At 63.4% G+C, this 15,664-nt stretch carries 16 protein-coding genes and 1 pseudogene; 3 read left to right on the top strand and 14 right to left on the bottom strand.

The window, feature by feature from the left end:
* Positions 1 to 107: 107 nt before the first annotated feature.
* From CCD76_RS13095 to CCD76_RS13085, 3 genes are all read right to left on the bottom strand, one after another.
* Complete coding sequence (locus CCD76_RS13095; RefSeq protein ID WP_087719906.1) at positions 108 to 1,571, bottom strand: dihydrolipoyl dehydrogenase; 1,464 nt, start codon at positions 1,569 to 1,571, stop codon at positions 108 to 110.
* A 37-nt stretch (positions 1,572 to 1,608) separates the two neighbouring features.
* Complete coding sequence (locus CCD76_RS13090) at positions 1,609 to 2,820, bottom strand: zinc-dependent alcohol dehydrogenase (RefSeq protein WP_087719905.1); 1,212 nt, start codon at positions 2,818 to 2,820, stop codon at positions 1,609 to 1,611.
* Between the two features lie 277 nt (positions 2,821 to 3,097).
* The gene (locus CCD76_RS13085) at positions 3,098 to 3,319 is read right to left on the bottom strand and encodes a four-helix bundle copper-binding protein (RefSeq protein WP_306298807.1); all 222 of its coding nucleotides are present in this window, start codon (positions 3,317 to 3,319) and stop codon (positions 3,098 to 3,100) included.
* A 506-nt stretch (positions 3,320 to 3,825) separates the two neighbouring features.
* Here CCD76_RS13085 and dsbD point away from each other — a divergent pair.
* From dsbD to dsbG, 3 genes are all read left to right on the top strand, one after another.
* Complete coding sequence (gene dsbD, locus CCD76_RS13080; RefSeq protein WP_256961303.1) at positions 3,826 to 5,736, top strand: protein-disulfide reductase DsbD; 1,911 nt, start codon at positions 3,826 to 3,828, stop codon at positions 5,734 to 5,736.
* Positions 5,737 to 5,738: 2 nt separating this feature from the next.
* Positions 5,739 to 6,563 (top strand): prolipoprotein diacylglyceryl transferase family protein, encoded by an 825-nt coding sequence (locus CCD76_RS13075; protein ID WP_087719902.1) that lies wholly within the window; start codon positions 5,739 to 5,741, stop codon positions 6,561 to 6,563.
* Positions 6,564 to 6,628: 65 nt separating this feature from the next.
* On the top strand, positions 6,629 to 7,411 hold the full coding sequence (gene dsbG, locus CCD76_RS13070) for a thiol:disulfide interchange protein DsbG (RefSeq protein ID WP_256961302.1): 783 nt from the start codon (positions 6,629 to 6,631) through the stop codon (positions 7,409 to 7,411).
* A 67-nt stretch (positions 7,412 to 7,478) separates the two neighbouring features.
* Here dsbG and CCD76_RS13065 read toward each other — a convergent pair whose 3' ends face one another.
* The 11 genes and pseudogenes from CCD76_RS13065 to CCD76_RS13020 form a co-directional block, all read right to left on the bottom strand.
* Positions 7,479 to 8,783, bottom strand: coding sequence for an ATP-binding protein (locus CCD76_RS13065; protein WP_087719901.1), 1,305 nt, complete (start codon positions 8,781 to 8,783; stop codon positions 7,479 to 7,481).
* A complete protein-coding gene (locus CCD76_RS13060) occupies positions 8,780 to 9,475 on the bottom strand; it encodes a response regulator (RefSeq protein WP_087719900.1) in 696 nt (231 codons plus the stop codon). The genes CCD76_RS13065 and CCD76_RS13060 overlap by 4 nt, the downstream gene beginning before the upstream one ends.
* A 93-nt stretch (positions 9,476 to 9,568) precedes the next feature.
* On the bottom strand, positions 9,569 to 9,982 hold the full coding sequence (locus CCD76_RS13055; protein ID WP_087719899.1) for a DUF6691 family protein: 414 nt from the start codon (positions 9,980 to 9,982) through the stop codon (positions 9,569 to 9,571).
* Complete coding sequence (locus CCD76_RS13050; RefSeq protein WP_087719941.1) at positions 9,979 to 10,437, bottom strand: YeeE/YedE family protein; 459 nt, start codon at positions 10,435 to 10,437, stop codon at positions 9,979 to 9,981. Before CCD76_RS13050 ends, CCD76_RS13055 begins: the two co-directional genes overlap by 4 nt.
* A gap of 70 nt (positions 10,438 to 10,507) precedes the next feature.
* Positions 10,508 to 10,801: a beta-lactamase hydrolase domain-containing protein gene (locus CCD76_RS13045; RefSeq protein WP_373419424.1), complete on the bottom strand. Its 294-nt coding sequence runs from the start codon at positions 10,799 to 10,801 to the stop codon at positions 10,508 to 10,510.
* Between the two features lie 15 nt (positions 10,802 to 10,816).
* Positions 10,817 to 10,948: a hypothetical protein gene (locus CCD76_RS20655; RefSeq protein ID WP_373419422.1), complete on the bottom strand. Its 132-nt coding sequence runs from the start codon at positions 10,946 to 10,948 to the stop codon at positions 10,817 to 10,819.
* Positions 10,949 to 11,136: 188 nt separating this feature from the next.
* Positions 11,137 to 11,618 (bottom strand): annotated as a pseudogene (locus tag CCD76_RS13040) (STAS domain-containing protein); the annotation flags it as partial.
* Positions 11,619 to 11,833: 215 nt separating this feature from the next.
* The gene (locus CCD76_RS13035) at positions 11,834 to 13,405 is read right to left on the bottom strand and encodes a bifunctional metallophosphatase/5'-nucleotidase (RefSeq protein ID WP_087719898.1); all 1,572 of its coding nucleotides are present in this window, start codon (positions 13,403 to 13,405) and stop codon (positions 11,834 to 11,836) included.
* Positions 13,406 to 13,653: 248 nt separating this feature from the next.
* Positions 13,654 to 14,778, bottom strand: a complete 1,125-nt coding sequence (locus CCD76_RS13030; RefSeq protein ID WP_087719897.1) for a flavin monoamine oxidase family protein — start codon at positions 14,776 to 14,778, stop codon at positions 13,654 to 13,656.
* A 2-nt stretch (positions 14,779 to 14,780) separates the two neighbouring features.
* Positions 14,781 to 15,452, bottom strand: coding sequence for a cupin domain-containing protein (locus CCD76_RS13025; RefSeq protein ID WP_087719896.1), 672 nt, complete (start codon positions 15,450 to 15,452; stop codon positions 14,781 to 14,783).
* Between the two features lie 18 nt (positions 15,453 to 15,470).
* Positions 15,471 to 15,629, bottom strand: a complete 159-nt coding sequence (locus CCD76_RS13020; protein ID WP_256961308.1) for a DUF2938 domain-containing protein — start codon at positions 15,627 to 15,629, stop codon at positions 15,471 to 15,473.
* Positions 15,630 to 15,664 lie beyond the last annotated feature (35 nt).

Here is a 15,664-nt window from a genome sequence, read left to right as displayed (position 1 = left end):
CGTGTCCAACTTCCGAGCTGCGGGCCTGTCGGTTGGAGCAACGAATAGATGTGATTAGGCCTGGCGCCTGACGATTATCGGTCAGCCCAGGTCTCTCCCGGCAGCCGCTAGGCGCCGGGGCCACACTCCATACATTGATTCACCATCGCCGGTTTCAGCAGCAGCCGAGCGCTCAGCTCGCGTAGCGCGGTCTGAAGCCCCTCTTCCAGCGTCGGGTGATAAAACGGCATTCCCAACATTTCCGGCACGGACAACGCCTGCTGATGCGCCCAGGCAAGCAGGTGCGCCAGATGTTCGCCCGCGGGCGCGCAGAGCTCGGCGCCGAGAAAACGACCACTGCCATATTCGCCGTAGAGGCGCAGATAGCCCCGATTGGCCGCCATGATGCGAGCCCGGCCCTGGTTCTCGTAGGAGAATTCGCTGACGCTCAGCCTGTCGCCGTGCTGCTCCGCCAGCGCGGCATGCCCGGGCCCGACGCGGGCCATCTGCGGCTCGCAGAACGCGATGCTCAGCGGGGAACGGCGCGGCGCAGCGTAGACGCCTTTCCCGCGGCCGGCGTTGTCGCCGGCGATCTTGCCTTCGTCCGTCGCCTCGTGCAGGACCGGCGTATCGTTGTCGACATCGCCAGCCATGTAGATATGGCCGAACGCCCCGTCCCCGTTGCGACAGCGCAGCGTATGGCGATCGACCTCCGGCATGCCCCGCTCGTCCAGCGCCAGCCCGGCGCGGGGCAACTCGAGCCTATCGACATTGGGCTTGCGCCCCGTCGCGATCAGCGCGTGATCGAAAGATTCGGTCATGGATTCGTTGGATCGGCGATCGGTAAAGCGCACCCTCACCTGATCGCCATGGCGCTCGACGATTTCCGCATCGCCGCGCGTATCGAGATAGAACTCCTCGTTGAACAAGCGCTCGCATTGGGCGATCACCTTGTCATCGGTCAGCACGCCCAGACTGCCGTGCTGACCGAACAGGCGCACTCGCACGCCGAGTCTCGCTAGCGCCTGGGCCAGTTCCAGCCCGGTGGTCCCCGGGCCGAACACTGCCACTGATTCGGGCAGCGTCCGCCATTCGAACAAGGTATCGCTGGTCACCAGCCGATCCCCGGCAATCTCGAATGGCTCGGGAATGACCGGCCGCGATCCGGTGGCAATGACGACTCTCTCTGCGGTAAGCCGAACGTCATCACCGATGAGCAGCGTATGGGAGTCTTCAAAACGGGCCAACCCCTGATATCGGCACGACTCGGGAATGGAATCCATCGACTCCAGCACATGGCCCACGAACCGATCCCGCTCCTGGCGGACGCGCGTCATCACCGCTTCGCCATCCACGCGCACTTCGCCGTCGAGCCGTACGCCAAACGGCGCGACATGACGAACCTGATGCGCCGCATTGGCTGCTGCAGTCAGCAGTTTGCTGGGCATGCAACCCACCCGGGCGCAGGTCGTGCCGGAGGTTCCGCCTTCGATCAGCGCCACGCTATCGGTGTGGTTGCTGGCAGCCTGCCAAGCCGCCAGTCCCGCGCTACCGGCACCGATGACCGCGACCTCGAACCGATGCTCCTGCATGCTTCCTCCCTATGGGCGCGCCCAGATCGAATGAGCGTCAATCCGCCTGCGGCTCGAGCTCGACCTTGATCCAGCCTTCCTCGCGACGATCGAATGCCTCGTAGGCTTCGAGCACGTCGGAGATCGGCGTGGCCTGGCTGAGGATCTCCGCCGGGTCGATCAGCCCCGTCCGGGTCATGTCGACCAGCTTGGGGATGTACTTGCTGTGGTTGCAGTTGCCCATCTTCAGCGTCAGGTTGCGATTCATCGCCATGCCGATCGGGAACTGGCGGAAATCCGGCGGGTAGACGCCGATGATCGACAGCGTGCCGGCCTTGGCCAGACTGCGAACCGCCCACTGCAGCGCCTGACTCGGCGCATCGCCGGGATGCCAGTTGTCACCGTCGGGATTCGTTTCCGGGGCGTTGGCACGCGACTCCTGCTCCTCGGTCTCGATGTCGCTCTTGTCGCCGGCGTGGGCATCGTGGGCGTGCTCGGCATCGATCCCCACCGCATCGATGGCACGATCCGGACCGATCCCGCCGGTCAGACGCTGCAGCGTCTCGACCGGATCTTCCCGATCGAAGTTGATGCACTCCGCGCCCAGCTTGCGCGCCTTGTCGAGACGATCCGGCTTGGAGTCGATGGCGAAGACCCGGCCGGCGCCGAACAGCTTGGCGCTGACGATGGCGCACAGCCCCACCGGGCCGCAGCCGAACACCGCGACACTGTTGCCATCCTTGATCTCGGCGAGATCGGCGCCGAAGTAGGCAGTCGGCAGAATGTCCGATATCACGATCGCCTGTTCGTCGCTGACTTCGTCGGGCAGCTTGGTCAGCACGGTGGTGGCGAACGGAATGCGCGCCTTCTCGGCCTGCAGGCCGTTGAAGGGTCCGGTCGGCGCCGGTCCGCCGAAGAACGAGGTGCCGGCCTGCTTGCCGTTGGGGTTGGCGACGTCGCATTGGGCGTAGTAACCGGCGCGGCAGTAGGAGCAGTTGCCGCAGCCGATGGTCGAGGAGACGACGACCCGGTCGCCGATAGCGAGATTGCGCACGTCGTCGCCGAGTTGCTCGACGATACCGACGCCTTCGTGTCCGAGAATGGTGCCGGCTTGCATCGGTGTGAAGGAACCGCGAACGAAGTGCAGGTCGGTGCCGCATAGTGCAGAGGTGGTCAGCCGAATGATGGCATCGGTCGGTTCCTGAAGTTGCGGCTCGGGAACGTCATCGACGCGAATATCACCGATAGCGTGAAAGACGACGGCTTTCATCATGCCTCCTGATATTTTCAGAGTCGGGTGTCGAAACAGTACGAGTCATACACGCAGGCATCCTGCATGAATGAACGAATGAGTGGACTCGTACGCGACAAATCTCCTTGAGCGTAGATGGCGTCGAATAACTCGCCACGCGCCTTCGGAATAACGGATTAACGTGGGTCAAGTGCAGCAACGGGCGCTCATGAAACGACCCGATATCCGGGTGGATATCGGGTCGTTCACAGGGAGGTGCTTTTTCGTCTTGCTTCTTCGTCTTGCTTCCTGCTGGTTACGCCATGGCTTCACACGCTTCGGCGCAGCGGTGGCAAGCCTTGGCACACTCCTGGCAATGCTCGGCATCATGCTTGGCGCACTCGTCGCCACACGCCTTGCAGATATCTGCACAGAGTCTGCAGATCTGGCTGGCATATTCGCTACCCTGCGCCATGAGGGAGGCCGCCAAACGGCAGATCTGTGCGCACTGCCTGTCCAGACGGATACATTCCGCCATCATTTTCACGTCGTCTTCTTTCAGGCAGGCAACAGAGCAGGCATCGCAGTAAGCTGCACAGACATTACAACTCTCGATGCAGGATTGATATTTTCCGAAGTCCATCTCGTCTCCTTTGGCGCTTTGACTATCGCCCATTGATCGACAATCACTATACCGGGACTGTATTCAACAGCCATTCAAGGTGTAGTGACTTTCAAGACTTCGAACAAGTTTTGATGACATATATATCCAATATCGCCCTATCTCGTTGATTACCTAACACAAAGGTTTGGCTGGACAGGAATGAACGGCCTATTGGGACGGCAATTAAAAACAAATTCGTCATTTAAATTGAATCAACCTTCCAAAATGATTTCGCTGGATGGATATCGATTTTTAGGCTTCGAGACCGGCGTTGCAGTAAAGGAATAGGGAGGATTCATTTTCAGCTCATCCCCATAAGCCAACCTAGCGGCATCGAATCAGGAGCGCAGTCGATGCGGGCAGGAGCGAAGGAGGAGTTGATGCAGTCCAGGCTAGTACGGTGGATTATGATGCTGGCAATGCTCGGCGTTGCCACGCTGGCTGTGGCGCAGGATCCGTTCGGACAACAGGGCGACTTCCTGCCGCCGGATCAGGCCTTCAAACCGACGCTGGTGCAAGACGGCAACAACCTGGAGATCAACTGGCAGATCGAGCCCGGTTACTACCTCTATCGCCACAGCTTCTCCGCTCAGGCCAACGAGCGCGAACTGTCACTCGATATCCCCGAGGGGGAGACAATCGAGGACGAGTACTTCGGTCGTTCCGAGATCTACCGTCATGCGTTGAGCATGACCACGCAGCCAGGGGAAGCCGATACCCTCACCCTTCATTGGCAGGGTTGCGCCGATGCCGGCCTCTGCTATCCGCCCCAGCAGCGGAGTTTCGAGCTGGAATCCGCCTCCGGTACCTCGGGGAGCGGCACCACGGACGCGAACGCGCCGCGAACGGATGCTACGACCTCTACGCCGAACGCGTCATCTGCCACGCCATCGTCTGCCGCACCGAGCCCCACCACTCAGACCCAGACAGACGCGGAGATGGCGGAAGATCAGCAGCTGGCGGCGCAGCTCGCCGGCGGCAACTGGGTCTGGACGCTGGCAGCCTTCTTCGGCTTGGGCCTGCTGTTGACCTTCACGCCTTGCGTGCTGCCGATGATCCCCATTCTCTCCAGCCTGATCGTCGGCCAACGTCGCAGCGGGGAGAGTCCGCGTGCCGCCGGCTTCGTGCTCTCCCTCGCCTACATCCTGCCCATGGCCGCGACCTACGCGATACTGGGTGTCGCCGCGGCCATGGCCGGCGCCAACCTGCAGATGCTGTTCCAGAATGTCTGGTTCATCGGCATCTTCTCGGTGCTGTTCGTGGTGCTGGCGCTCGCCATGTTCGGCGCCTTCGAGCTCGAACTACCGCGAGCGCTGCGTCAACGCCTGGATGCGGGGCTGTCGAAACAGCGCGGCGGCCGACTCAAGGGCGCTGCCGTCATGGGGGTGCTCTCCGCCCTGCTGGTCGGCCCCTGCATGACCGCTCCTCTCGCCGGCGCCCTGCTCTTCATCGCCGAAACCGGCAATCCGTGGCTTGGCGGCGCGGCGCTGCTCGCGTTGGGCCTCGGCATGGGCGCCCCGCTGGTACTGATCGGCACGGCCGGCAGCCAGTTGCTGCCTAGGCCCGGCGCCTGGATGACGCGCGTCAAGGCACTGTTCGGCTTCGTGCTGCTGGGCATGGCGATCTGGTTCGTCGCCCGAATCCTCTCGGATGCCCTCGTTCTTGGCCTGTGGGGCGCGCTGGGCCTGGGCGCCGCGATCTCCCTCGTCGCCATGGCGCGTGGCACCGGCACGGGCGGCATTCTGCCCCAGTTCGCCACCGCCGGTGCCGCCATCATCGGTCTGTGGAGCGCGTTGATCCTGATCGGTGCCGCCGGTGGCGCCAGGGATCCGTGGCGGCCACTGTCGGTCTACGTCCCGAGCGGTGTGGCAGCGACCTCCCAGGACGCCAGCGGGTCCGGGCCTATCGCGTTCGACGATGTAAAGGATCTGGCGACGCTCGAACGCCGTATCCAGGCAACCGCCAACGGCGGCCAGATGACACTGGTCGAATTCACTGCGGACTGGTGCGTCTCCTGCGAGGTCATCGAACAGGAAGTGTTCAGCGACCCGACCGTCAAGAATGCGCTCCAGGACGTGCAGCGGCTGAGTATCGACGTCACGGATTACGACGCCGAGGATCAGGCGATCATGCAGCACTTCGGTGTCGTCGGTCCGCCGACCCTGATGTGGTTCGGTCCCGACGGTCAGGAGCAGCGCAGCGCCCGCATCATCGGTGAACTGGATGCCGAGGCCTTTCTCGACCGCTATGCGCAGGCCAGACAGCGCACCAACGAATCCACGGAGGGCTGACCATGAATCCGCTCGATCGCAGTATCGCCCTGGGACCCCTGGGCGTGAGTCTGGGGCAGCTTCTGCTGGCCCTGGCCATGATCGTCGCCCTGATCGTGGGTGCCTGGGTGGGCCGTCGTCGACAGGTCAGCGTCGGCGATCTGCTGTTCAATGCGTTGCTGATCGGCGTGATCGGCGCACGTGTCGTTTTCGTGGCCCGCTACTGGCAGAGCTACGACACGTTCTGGTCCTGGCTCGACATCCGGGATCGCGGGTTCGAGCCGCTGGCGGGGCTGGCTATCGCTTTCGTCTATCTGGCCTGGCGTTTCTGGCGGCAGCCGGCCATGCGCCGCCCGTTGGGTACAGCGGTGCTAGCGGGTGCATTGGCGTGGTCGATGACGGCCGGCACCCTGGCGCTGATGGCGCCCCGCGGCGCGAGCCTGCCCTCGATCCCGTTGGCGGCTCTCGATGGGTCACCGGTGGCCCTGCCCGCCGTGCTGCAGGAAGCCGACCGGCCCATGGTGGTCAATCTCTGGGCGAGCTGGTGTCCGCCCTGTCGTCGCGAGATGCCGATGCTGGAACAGGCCCAGCAGGCGCGGGACGACGTGTCGTTCGTATTCGTCAACCAGGGCGAGAGCGTCGACGCCGTCGAGACGTTTCTGCAACGAGAGTCCCTCTCGCTCGATCATCTCTATCGCGATCCGGACATGACCTTCGGTCGGGAAGTGGGGGCCATGGCCATGCCGACCACCCTCTACTACGACGCCGACGGCCAGCTCGTCGATACCCACTTCGGTGAGCTTTCCCGTGCCACGCTCGATCGCAGTCTCGAGCGTTTCGAACCCTGAGTTTTCAATTCTTCGACTTTCAATCACTAAGCTTCACTCAACCTTCAAAGATGGAGACGATAACGATGCACAATCGCGCCCCCCGAATGATGCCACTACGGCTCGCGCTGCCATTGGCCGCCGGTATTGCCCTGGCGGCAAGCCTGCCCGCCGCCGCCGACGACTGGCCCGCGCCGATTCAGACACTCGAGCAGCAGGGCCTCACCATTCATGGTGAATTCGATGCCCCCGGCGGGCTCAAGGGTTACGCCGCCAGCGTGCGCGGTCAGTCCGTTGCGGCCTATCTGACGCCGGACGGCGAGCATGCCGTCGTCGGCACGCTGATCGACTCCCAAGGCAGAGATGTCTCCGCCGAGCCGCTGGCACAGCTCGTTGATGGGCCCAAGAATGCCGAGCTATGGAAGACGATGGCGGATCATCACTGGGTTCGCGAGGGAGATACCGATGCATCGCGAGTGGTCTACACCTTCAGCGATCCCAACTGCCCCTACTGCCGCAAGTTCTGGCAGGACGCTCAGCCTTGGGTCGAAAACGGTGATGTCCAGATTCGTCACCTGATGGTGGGGATTCTGAAGGCGGACAGCCCCGAGAAAGCCGCCGCGATTCTAGCTGCAGACGATCCCAGCGCCGCGATCGCCGAACACTATCGCACCGGCGCCATGCCGGACAGCGAGGGAACCGATCAGAGCGAGCAGTGGGTCGCCGACAATACGCAAGTGATGCGCGACGCCCAGCTCTATGCCACACCGGTGATTTTCTATCAGGACGACGATGGCGAGGTGCACAAGGTCATGGGCGCGCCCACCCCGGACAAGCTGCACTCCATCATGGGTAGCGACTCGCCCTGAGCTTTCCTGTCCACCCCTGCTTATCCACCTCCTGCTCACCCATCCTTGCTCATATGCCTCTGGCGAATCAGGCCAGGGGCAGCGAGAGGGTGACGCGCAGCCCGATACCGTCGCCGGAGGCGAGCCGCAGGCTCCCGCCGGCCCGGGTGGCGATCGTCTCGACGATGGATAACCCCAGGCCGCTGCCCTGCGGATGATTGCCGCGATGAAAACGCTCCGTCAGGCGGGCGATCTGCTCGGGCGGAATGGTTTCGCCCTGGTTGACGATGTCGATCACGGCCAAGCCGTTCATCCGCTGCGCTTCAATCTCGATCGGGGTGTCAGGCAAACCGTGCCGCATGGCATTCTCGAGCAGATTGCGCAGCGCAATCACCAGCAACTCCCCGGATAGCGCGACATGAAGTCGGTCGACTGATGCGCGCCAGTGGCACCGTTCACGACTGCCGGTCTCCACCATCGCGGCCTCCAGGGCCTCTCCCAGCCGCGTGGGGTCGACACTCCCCTGCGCGACCTCCTCGCTTTCCATGCGTGCCAACAACAGCAACTGGTCGAGCGTCTTCGTCAGCCGCGCCACCCCCGCCTCCGCCTGCTGCATCGCCTGTTGGTGGGGATCGCCGTCGACGCGTCGCGCGATCTGAAGATGGGTCCGAATCGCGGTCAGCGGCGTGCGCAGCTCATGCGCGGCATCGTCGGTAAAGCGCTGCTCCAACTCCAGCATGCGCCGGGTGCGCGCAAGCAGGGTGTTGAATCCATCGATCAGTGGGCGAATTTCCCCCGGCAAACCGCGGATCGGCAGTGCCGAGAGATCGTCGTGATCGCGTGACATCAGGCGCCGCTGCAGCCTCGACAGCGGCGACAGACCCCGGGTCACGCCCCACCACAGCGCGATCAGACTGCCGATCGAAGCGAGTAGAAAGGGATAGAACGCCGCACGGCGTACCTGGGCCAGCAACGACTCCCGCTCCCGCAGGCGATCCGCCACGGTGATTCGCCTGTCGTCGTCGACCAGGGTATAGACGCGCCAGCGCTGGCCGTTGTGATCGCGGTAGCTGTAGCCTTCGTCATCGACTGCGAGAACATCGTTCATTTCAGGGTGCGTACCCGCCACCACCTGCCCGCGCAGCGACGATACGCGGCAGGCGACGCCCTCGAGCGCAGGGATGGTCGACGTCTCGCCCACTTCTCCATCCCAGGCCGCCGCCGGCACGCGATCGAGCAGGCCGGCCACCATTCGCGCCGACTGAGCCAGACGCTGATCCAGCGAACGTTCGAGCTGGCTCGAGAGATCGCGCATCGACCACGCCGCCGTCAGCCCCCACAGCAGCATCAGCGTGATCCCGAGCGTGGCGACGAGACGCAGCCGAAGGCTCATGAGGGTATGTCGCCATGAAATCGCTCGTCGGCGGGAAACGCGCCGAGACGGTAGCCGACGCCCCGGACCGTCTCGATCACTTCGCGTCCCAGCTTGCGACGCAACTGGTAGATATGCACGTTGAGGGCGTTGCTCTCGATCTCGTCATCGATGCCGTAAAGGCGGTCCTTCAACTGGTCGGCGCTCAGGATCCGCCCACGCGCGCGCATCAGCGCCTCCAGCAGCATCAGCTCGCGACGCACCAGCGCCACCGGTGCGCCATCCAACGTCACGCTGCGAGCGACGGGGTCCAGCGCCAGGCGCCCGTGGCGAAGGGAGCGGTCGACCTGCCCGGCGCTGCGGCGCAACAGCGCCTGCAGCCTTGCCGTCAACTCATCCAGATCGAACGGTTTGACCAGATAATCGTCGGCCCCGCCCTGAAGCCCTTCGACACGACTGGCAACGGCGTCTCTCGCCGTCAGCATCAGTACTGGCATGGCAATACCCGCACGACGCCACTGTTGCAACAGCGTCAGACCATCGCCGTCGGGCAAACGGCGATCGAGCACCGCGGCATCGTAGTCGATCGCGGACAACGCCCCGCGTGCGCCGTCCAGCGTGGTCACGATATCGACGACGAAGTCGCTCAGCGCCAGCCCCGCTTCGATGCCTGCCGCCACCGGGGCATCATCCTCGACGAGCAGCACGCGCATTTCTCTCTCCCCGCTTTATCGTCCGTTGCCTCACACCCGCTCATGCCCGCCGCAGTCTGGCAGGCGCCGATGAGGCCAGGATGAGTTCGCCCCTCAGTGAGCGGGCGAGAACCGACGGGCCAGCCACCACCCAGCCACCATGGCGATCAGGAACAGCGCCAGCGGCCAGCTCAGCCCCGGCAGCGAGGCGACCGCCGGCCCCGGGCAGTAACCGGTCAGCCCCCAGCCGATGCCGAAAAGCGCCGCACCGCCCAGCAGCCGGCCGTCGAGATCGCGGCGCGTGGGTAGCTGAAAGCGCACGTCCAGCACCGGCGCCTGCCGCCGCCAGACCAATCGATAACCGATGAAAGTGGTGACGACGGCGCCACCCAGCACGAAGATCAGGGTCGGATCCCAAGCGCCGGCCACGTCGAGGAAGCCGATGACCCGTGCCGGATCGGTCATGCCGCTGACCGCCAGACCGAGCCCGAACAGCAGCCCGGCCAGATACCCCGCCAGCGCTTTCATACCGAGCCCCCCAGCATGTGCCGCGAGACGAACACCGTCAGCATGGCGACCAGCACGAAGACGAGCGTCGCGGCCATCGACCGAGGCGAAAGCCGCGCCAGCCCGCAGACCCCGTGCCCGCTGGTGCAACCGCTACCCAGACCGGTGCCCAGCCCGACCAGCAGGCCGGCGATCAACATCGCCGCCAGCCCACTTGCCGGGGCACCGACCACCGCCCCGCTGTCGCCTGCCACATTGCTCCAGTCCAGGCCGGACAGAATCAATAACCCCGGCCCCGAGACGATGCCCAGCAGAAACGCTAAGCGCCAGGGCCTATCCCCACCACGTTCGAAAAGCAGCCCGGAGAGAATCCCGCCGACCCCGGCAATTCGCCCTAATAACCCCATCAACAGGGTGGCAGAAAGTCCGATCAGGACCCCACCCAGCAACCCCTGCAACGCACTCATCGTTTCCATCTCGTGTCCCTTGCCAGTGTCGTCAACCGGCTGTTGCCGAATGCTCGGCCGCGCCGACGTCACATACTGATCAGCTCCTTCGGACCGCCTGGCTTGCCTGCTGCTCGAGACGCTCACGCAGGGGCTCAAGATCATAACCGGCGGATTGTGCAGCCTCAATGAGCTCAGGGACGGGGCGATGCGCTGCCTGTGACAGAGCCCAAAGATGCGCCACGCGCTTACCCGAGCGACAGAAACCAAGAATGGGTCCATGAGAGTTACTCAGGATGTACTCGAACTCCTCGATATCAGCCTGAGAATATTCACCCGGTTTGACCGGGACCTGATGCCAGACCATACCCAAAGATTCTGCCTTGCCTTTCAGAGCATCAGGATCCGGCTAGTCCTCGCTCTCGCCCCGTGGGCGGTTGGAGAGAATCATGCCAAACCCTTGGGCAGCGAGTTGCTCGAGCTCATCGAGCCGGGGCTGCGCCGTGACGCTCAATCGAACATTAAGTGATTTTATATCCATGATTTCCTCGTCTTGCTCGGTTAGGGAAACACTGCATAAATGTCTGCGCAGGCGAATCGCTGCGTTGCGCGGTACTCGAAGACTCGCCTAACGACATGTTATGTCTCGCCTTCTGTGTTCCGTGCGCCTTGCGCTTCACTCTGCTCGCCGATTTATTCAGCGTTTCCTTGGCGGTAACGCTGATGTCTTCAACCGGCGGTCACCGAATGACCGGGTATCGGTGATTCGATGCAGGGATGGCTCAGCGGAGCCGAGCCGCGGCCATGCAGCTCACACCAGGCATCGAAGGTGCTCAGGAAGACGCGGCCATTGAGCGTTTCGAGCAGTTCGGTACGTCTTAGTCGATCCATCACCGGCCCTTTCACTTCGGCCAGGTGCAGCCCGATACGCTTGTCTCGCAGACGCCGATTGAGCCCCTCGAGACTCTCCAGCGCCGTGGCGTCGATGACATTGATCGCCTGGCAGGCTAGTACCAGATCCCGAGGCGGGGATCGCGAGAGACCACTGCCGTGACCAGGTCTTCCAGGTGGCGGACGTTGGCGAAATAGAGACTCTCGTCGACGCGCAGAATGGCGACCCCGGCATCGGTTTCCACGGCGTGGCGGCGGACGTTGCGAAAATGCTCGGTGCCGGGAATGCGACCCACCTCCGCGCTGTGTGGCCGGCTGGTGCTATCACTTCATTGCCTTTGTCTGCCTGCTGCTGCCAACCTCGCTCAAGGCCCTGGCAGCAGCAGGGTGATCAGAAAATGTACGGGTTAATAACAGGCTCTAGCGGGCTAAAGGGGAAGCGACGGGTGTATACACCTCGACGAACCAGTCAGCTAACCAAGATGAGAATTGACAAGAACAGAACGATATCTGTGCTTCCGCTCTTGAGCCTGCCTTAAGGGTGGTTCTCCGCAGGAGGTATGATTCGGACGCCTGTCGGCTGCGGAGCCGAGATCACATCTCTGTCCGCGAACGCCTCCTCGACAACTCGTGTGACCGTTATGTCGTGGACGACTTTGTTGCGCGCTCCCGCAAAATCGTAGCGATGCAGGCCATTCGCCATGCCCGAATTGGTTGCGATCTTGTACCATGCGTCTGGCCGGATCGGATCGCCGCCCATCGTCACGTCACTGACGCGATCGCAGACCGGACGGCCCAGATCGGCCGTCCAGGCGAGGTTTGAGGTCTGGACGAGACCGCCGACAGTGTCCTGCGGATCGGCCGGATTCTGGTTCGTGGCGCTTTGCTCCAAAACAGCAACGATATCCGCTCCGCTCATCTCCAGCGTCACCATCTTTGCAGGGTGCGGAATCAGCGTATAGAGCGCATCGCGTGTCACGGGGCCCGGGGCGAAGGAGAGCCCGTAGCCAACGCCAGGCATCATCGCGATATCAGCGCCGGTGCGCTCCCTGAGGATATCACCGACCAAAACGTCGAACGGACTTTCACTGCGGTATTGCCGTCCGATCCGATCGGTGCTTGTTGTCAGCACCTCGTCGCGCTTTGCATCGAAGGGTTGTGTAAGCTCTGCAAGCATTTTCCCCACTGTGGGATCCGGCTCTATACGATCGTTCCAGAGCGAATGAACAGCGCCTTCGACACGAACCAAGCTACCCGACTCGTCGACGATCAGGCGAGTTTCTCCAAGCATCGCGGCGTCGGACAAAGCCTGGACGACCCAGGTGTCTCCGATTTTCTCTGGCGGCTCCAGCTTGTCGTGGGAATGGCCGCCCACGATCACGTCGATCCCGTCGACCTTGGAGGCGAGCAGTCGATCTGTCTTCGTGCCTTGATGCGAAATCACGACGACGATGTCGGCGGCCTCCCGCAGTTCCGGGAGAACTTCACGCGTGGCTTCAATCCCGTCCGTGAACGTCAACCCCTCGATATTGTCAAAACCGCTTGTCTGATCGGTGTTGTGGTAACCGAGACCGAGGACCGCAACCCGGACGCCATCGAGCACGAAGACTTCCCACGGGCGACCGAAGACCGGAGCGCCCTCTTCGAGAACGTTGGCGGCGCGCACCGGAAATTCCGCTAGTGCTTGAAGCTCGCGCGACCGTTCCAGCCCGTAATCGAAATCATGATTCCCCAGAGCCATGAAATCATAGCCGATTGTGTTCATGAGTTTGATCGATGCCGCGCCGCGAGTCTCATTGCCAACATAACTGTCGCTGAACGTATCTCCGGCATCCAGAAGGAGAACACGGTCGGCACCGGCCGTTTCTCGGAATCTCTTTACTTCGGCAGCAAGGTAGGCGAATCCTCCGATCGTGCCACGATGTCCGAATTCGACCCACGCCCGGCCCGGATCGCCAGTCTGTGCGGTGGCGTTGCCGGGGGCGACCTCGAACGGCTCCAGCCGGCCATGAAAATCGTTCGTGTGCAGGATGGTTAGCTTGCGCTCTTCGGCCATGGCCGCGACAGAACTGGCGGCCAGGAGCCCTATGACGATCATGTTCCGCATCACTCAGTACTCCCTTGTTCAGTGAATCGCTTACGCAATACTCGTGTTGCGAGTAGCCGGCTCCATGTTCCCGCTCCCGAATGAACTGCTCTAGATGCGCCGGAGGCCGACCCCACGATACCCACATCCAAGTGCAGGTTGTCTGCTTTGTCGCCAGCCGGCCTGCTGTTCGTTGTCGGAAGCGAGACTCCGCCGTACAGCAGGCCGAGGCCGGAGACTTGCATGGCACGATACGTCATCTTCATGGCTCACTCCTTATCAGGAGCAGCGATTGCCTGCACGCCGAGGCTCGCCGCCTCGATGGCGCCGGCGACATAGCCGGGAAACTGCGCTGACCATTCGCTGGCGATACCTCTCAGGCGGCCTTGCCAGGGGCCGGATGCCGGTGTGGCGGCAGGAGCGGCGACATGCTGGCCATCGCCTTCCAGGTCACCGGCGGTGGTCGTGTAGGGCTCCCGCGCCCAGTCCTTGATGATCTCCCGGCTGGGGGATGCCGCTTCAGGGCCGAACAGGCGCACGAGCTGTTCACGGCAGTGGGCGCGTAGCGTCATTTCGGGCACGCTTCCGCGGGCCTTGGCCGGCACACCAAAGAAGCCGAACAGTGCGGCGTGTCCGCCGGGCACGGAAGCATCATGGATCTCGCCCAAGGGGCCACCCGCACTGCGCGCTTCACCAGACAGGCCCTGCTCACGCCAAAACGGCGCCTCGAAGAGCACCAGGTACTTGGCGTGCGGCGCCATCCAGGTGGCCGTATCGCGCCACTGTCGGTGGAGTGTTGGCGGAAGGGGCGGCGTGAATGTGATGGCCTCTTGGATAAGGCGCGGCGGTATCCCCAGCAGCACATGCTCGGCACGCCAGCGAGTGGCGTGCCCGCTGGCATCGAGGCTTTCCAGCTCGACAAACGCTCCGTCGATACGCATTCGTCGCACCGCTTGGCCGGTGAAAAGTCGCGTATCGTCCAGACGACGATGCAGGGCCTCGGTCAGCGAGCTCATGCTGCCGACAAGACGCATCGAGGCCGGCACATTGGCGACGCCGGGTATCCGCATCGGCTGACCATGGGGGGAGCGCTCTATCAGCATGTCGCCAGCGTCATGCTGCTCGAAGCGCGCCAGGCCAAGGTCTCGTATCAGCCGGTCAAGCTGCGGCTGAAAGTCAGGCCAGAACCAGGCCGGGCCTAGGTCGAAGCGATCGATATCGTTGGCTCCGGCCGACCCCAAAGCCGAGTGCCAGGATGCCGAGGCGATCCGGCCACCCAGGCGGTCCCGCGCTTCCAGCAGCATGTAGTCGCGAATGCCCAACCGCTCCAGCAGGAAGGCGGCGTAGAGGCCGCCGAGACCACCGCCGACGATGGCAAAGCGCGTCGTCTGCATGCCTACCTCGCCTCGGTCACGGTGGCTAGGTGACCGGCCTTGAGGTAGCAGGTAACCCCCGCGTCGCCGGCGGCGATCTCCGGCGACTCCCCCACGGGCAGGCGCACCCAGCTCCCCTCGCGATAAGCCTGGCCGTCGAGGCGCATCTCACCCGACAGCACTAGCAGCTCGGCGCCCCGGGCGGTCTCCAGGGGCAGGACCTGCCTTGGCGCCAGGCGCTGCAGGCAAACCCGCTCGCCGGCGCTGGAGAACAGCGGGCAGACCTCGCGCCCCTCCTCCTCGCGCCGCCAGGCGGCGGGGTCACCGGTATCGACGCGGACCTGCCGCGTCTCATCAGGCGGCATCTGCCATAGCTTGACGAAGATGGTGGCCCCCTCGCGGCTGAAGGGCTGATGGGATGAGCCCGGCGGATTGCGCAGGTACCAGCCGGCGGGATAGTTGCCCATCTCGTCGGAGAAGGTACCGGAGAGCACCAGGATCTCTTCACCGCCGGGGTGCTCATGGGGCGGAAAACGTGAGCCGGGCGCATAGCGCACCAAGCTGGTGGCGCGGGCCTTCTCGGCGCCCAGTCGATCGAGCATCATCCGTTCGACGCCACCCTGGGGCGAGGCCACCCACTGGTACTGCTCGGACGTGATAGAGGCTCGCTGTGCAAAATCGGCATTCACGTACATGGCAACCATCTCTCATTTCTACAGTGCATTGAAGCCAACCGCCGTCAGATACATGCCGAGGCCGAACACGGAGTGACCCACGACACTCTTGATTCGTTCGACATTGGGATGCTTCGTTCCGGAGGCGGCAACCCCCGCCCCCATACCAGGCATCATCACAAGGTACGGCGCTACCAGCCGAGACCCATAAGCCGCCCAGTATCGGGCAGCCC

It is taken from the genome of Salinicola salarius, from assembly GCF_002179555.1.
GTDB lineage: Bacteria > Pseudomonadota > Gammaproteobacteria > Pseudomonadales > Halomonadaceae > Salinicola > Salinicola salarius_A.
The sequence above is the reverse complement of the archived record's forward strand: the minus strand, read 5'-3'. Positions and strand labels throughout refer to the sequence as shown.

What these genes read in the sequence shown, in the direction of transcription:
- CCD76_RS13030 (WP_087719897.1), bottom strand. Translation starts at nt 14,778, where the DNA reads ATGCAGACGACGCGCTTTGCCATCGTCGGCGGTGGTCTCGGCGGCCTC.
- CCD76_RS13095 (WP_087719906.1), bottom strand. Translation starts at nt 1,571, where the DNA reads ATGCAGGAGCATCGGTTCGAGGTCGCGGTCATCGGTGCCGGTAGCGCG.
- CCD76_RS13090 (WP_087719905.1), bottom strand. Translation starts at nt 2,820, where the DNA reads ATGAAAGCCGTCGTCTTTCACGCTATCGGTGATATTCGCGTCGATGAC.
- CCD76_RS13085 (WP_306298807.1), bottom strand. Translation starts at nt 3,319, where the DNA reads ATGGCGGAATGTATCCGTCTGGACAGGCAGTGCGCACAGATCTGCCGT.
- CCD76_RS13065 (WP_087719901.1), bottom strand. Translation starts at nt 8,783, where the DNA reads ATGAGCCTTCGGCTGCGTCTCGTCGCCACGCTCGGGATCACGCTGATG.
- CCD76_RS20655 (WP_373419422.1), bottom strand. Translation starts at nt 10,948, where the DNA reads ATGGATATAAAATCACTTAATGTTCGATTGAGCGTCACGGCGCAGCCC.
- CCD76_RS13075 (WP_087719902.1), top strand. Translation starts at nt 5,739, where the DNA reads ATGAATCCGCTCGATCGCAGTATCGCCCTGGGACCCCTGGGCGTGAGT.
- CCD76_RS13035 (WP_087719898.1), bottom strand. Translation starts at nt 13,405, where the DNA reads ATGCGGAACATGATCGTCATAGGGCTCCTGGCCGCCAGTTCTGTCGCG.
- dsbG (WP_256961302.1), top strand. Translation starts at nt 6,629, where the DNA reads ATGCACAATCGCGCCCCCCGAATGATGCCACTACGGCTCGCGCTGCCA.
- CCD76_RS13060 (WP_087719900.1), bottom strand. Translation starts at nt 9,475, where the DNA reads ATGCGCGTGCTGCTCGTCGAGGATGATGCCCCGGTGGCGGCAGGCATC.
- dsbD (WP_256961303.1), top strand. Translation starts at nt 3,826, where the DNA reads ATGCAGTCCAGGCTAGTACGGTGGATTATGATGCTGGCAATGCTCGGC.
- CCD76_RS13055 (WP_087719899.1), bottom strand. Translation starts at nt 9,982, where the DNA reads ATGAAAGCGCTGGCGGGGTATCTGGCCGGGCTGCTGTTCGGGCTCGGT.
- CCD76_RS13050 (WP_087719941.1), bottom strand. Translation starts at nt 10,437, where the DNA reads ATGGAAACGATGAGTGCGTTGCAGGGGTTGCTGGGTGGGGTCCTGATC.
- CCD76_RS13025 (WP_087719896.1), bottom strand. Translation starts at nt 15,452, where the DNA reads ATGTACGTGAATGCCGATTTTGCACAGCGAGCCTCTATCACGTCCGAG.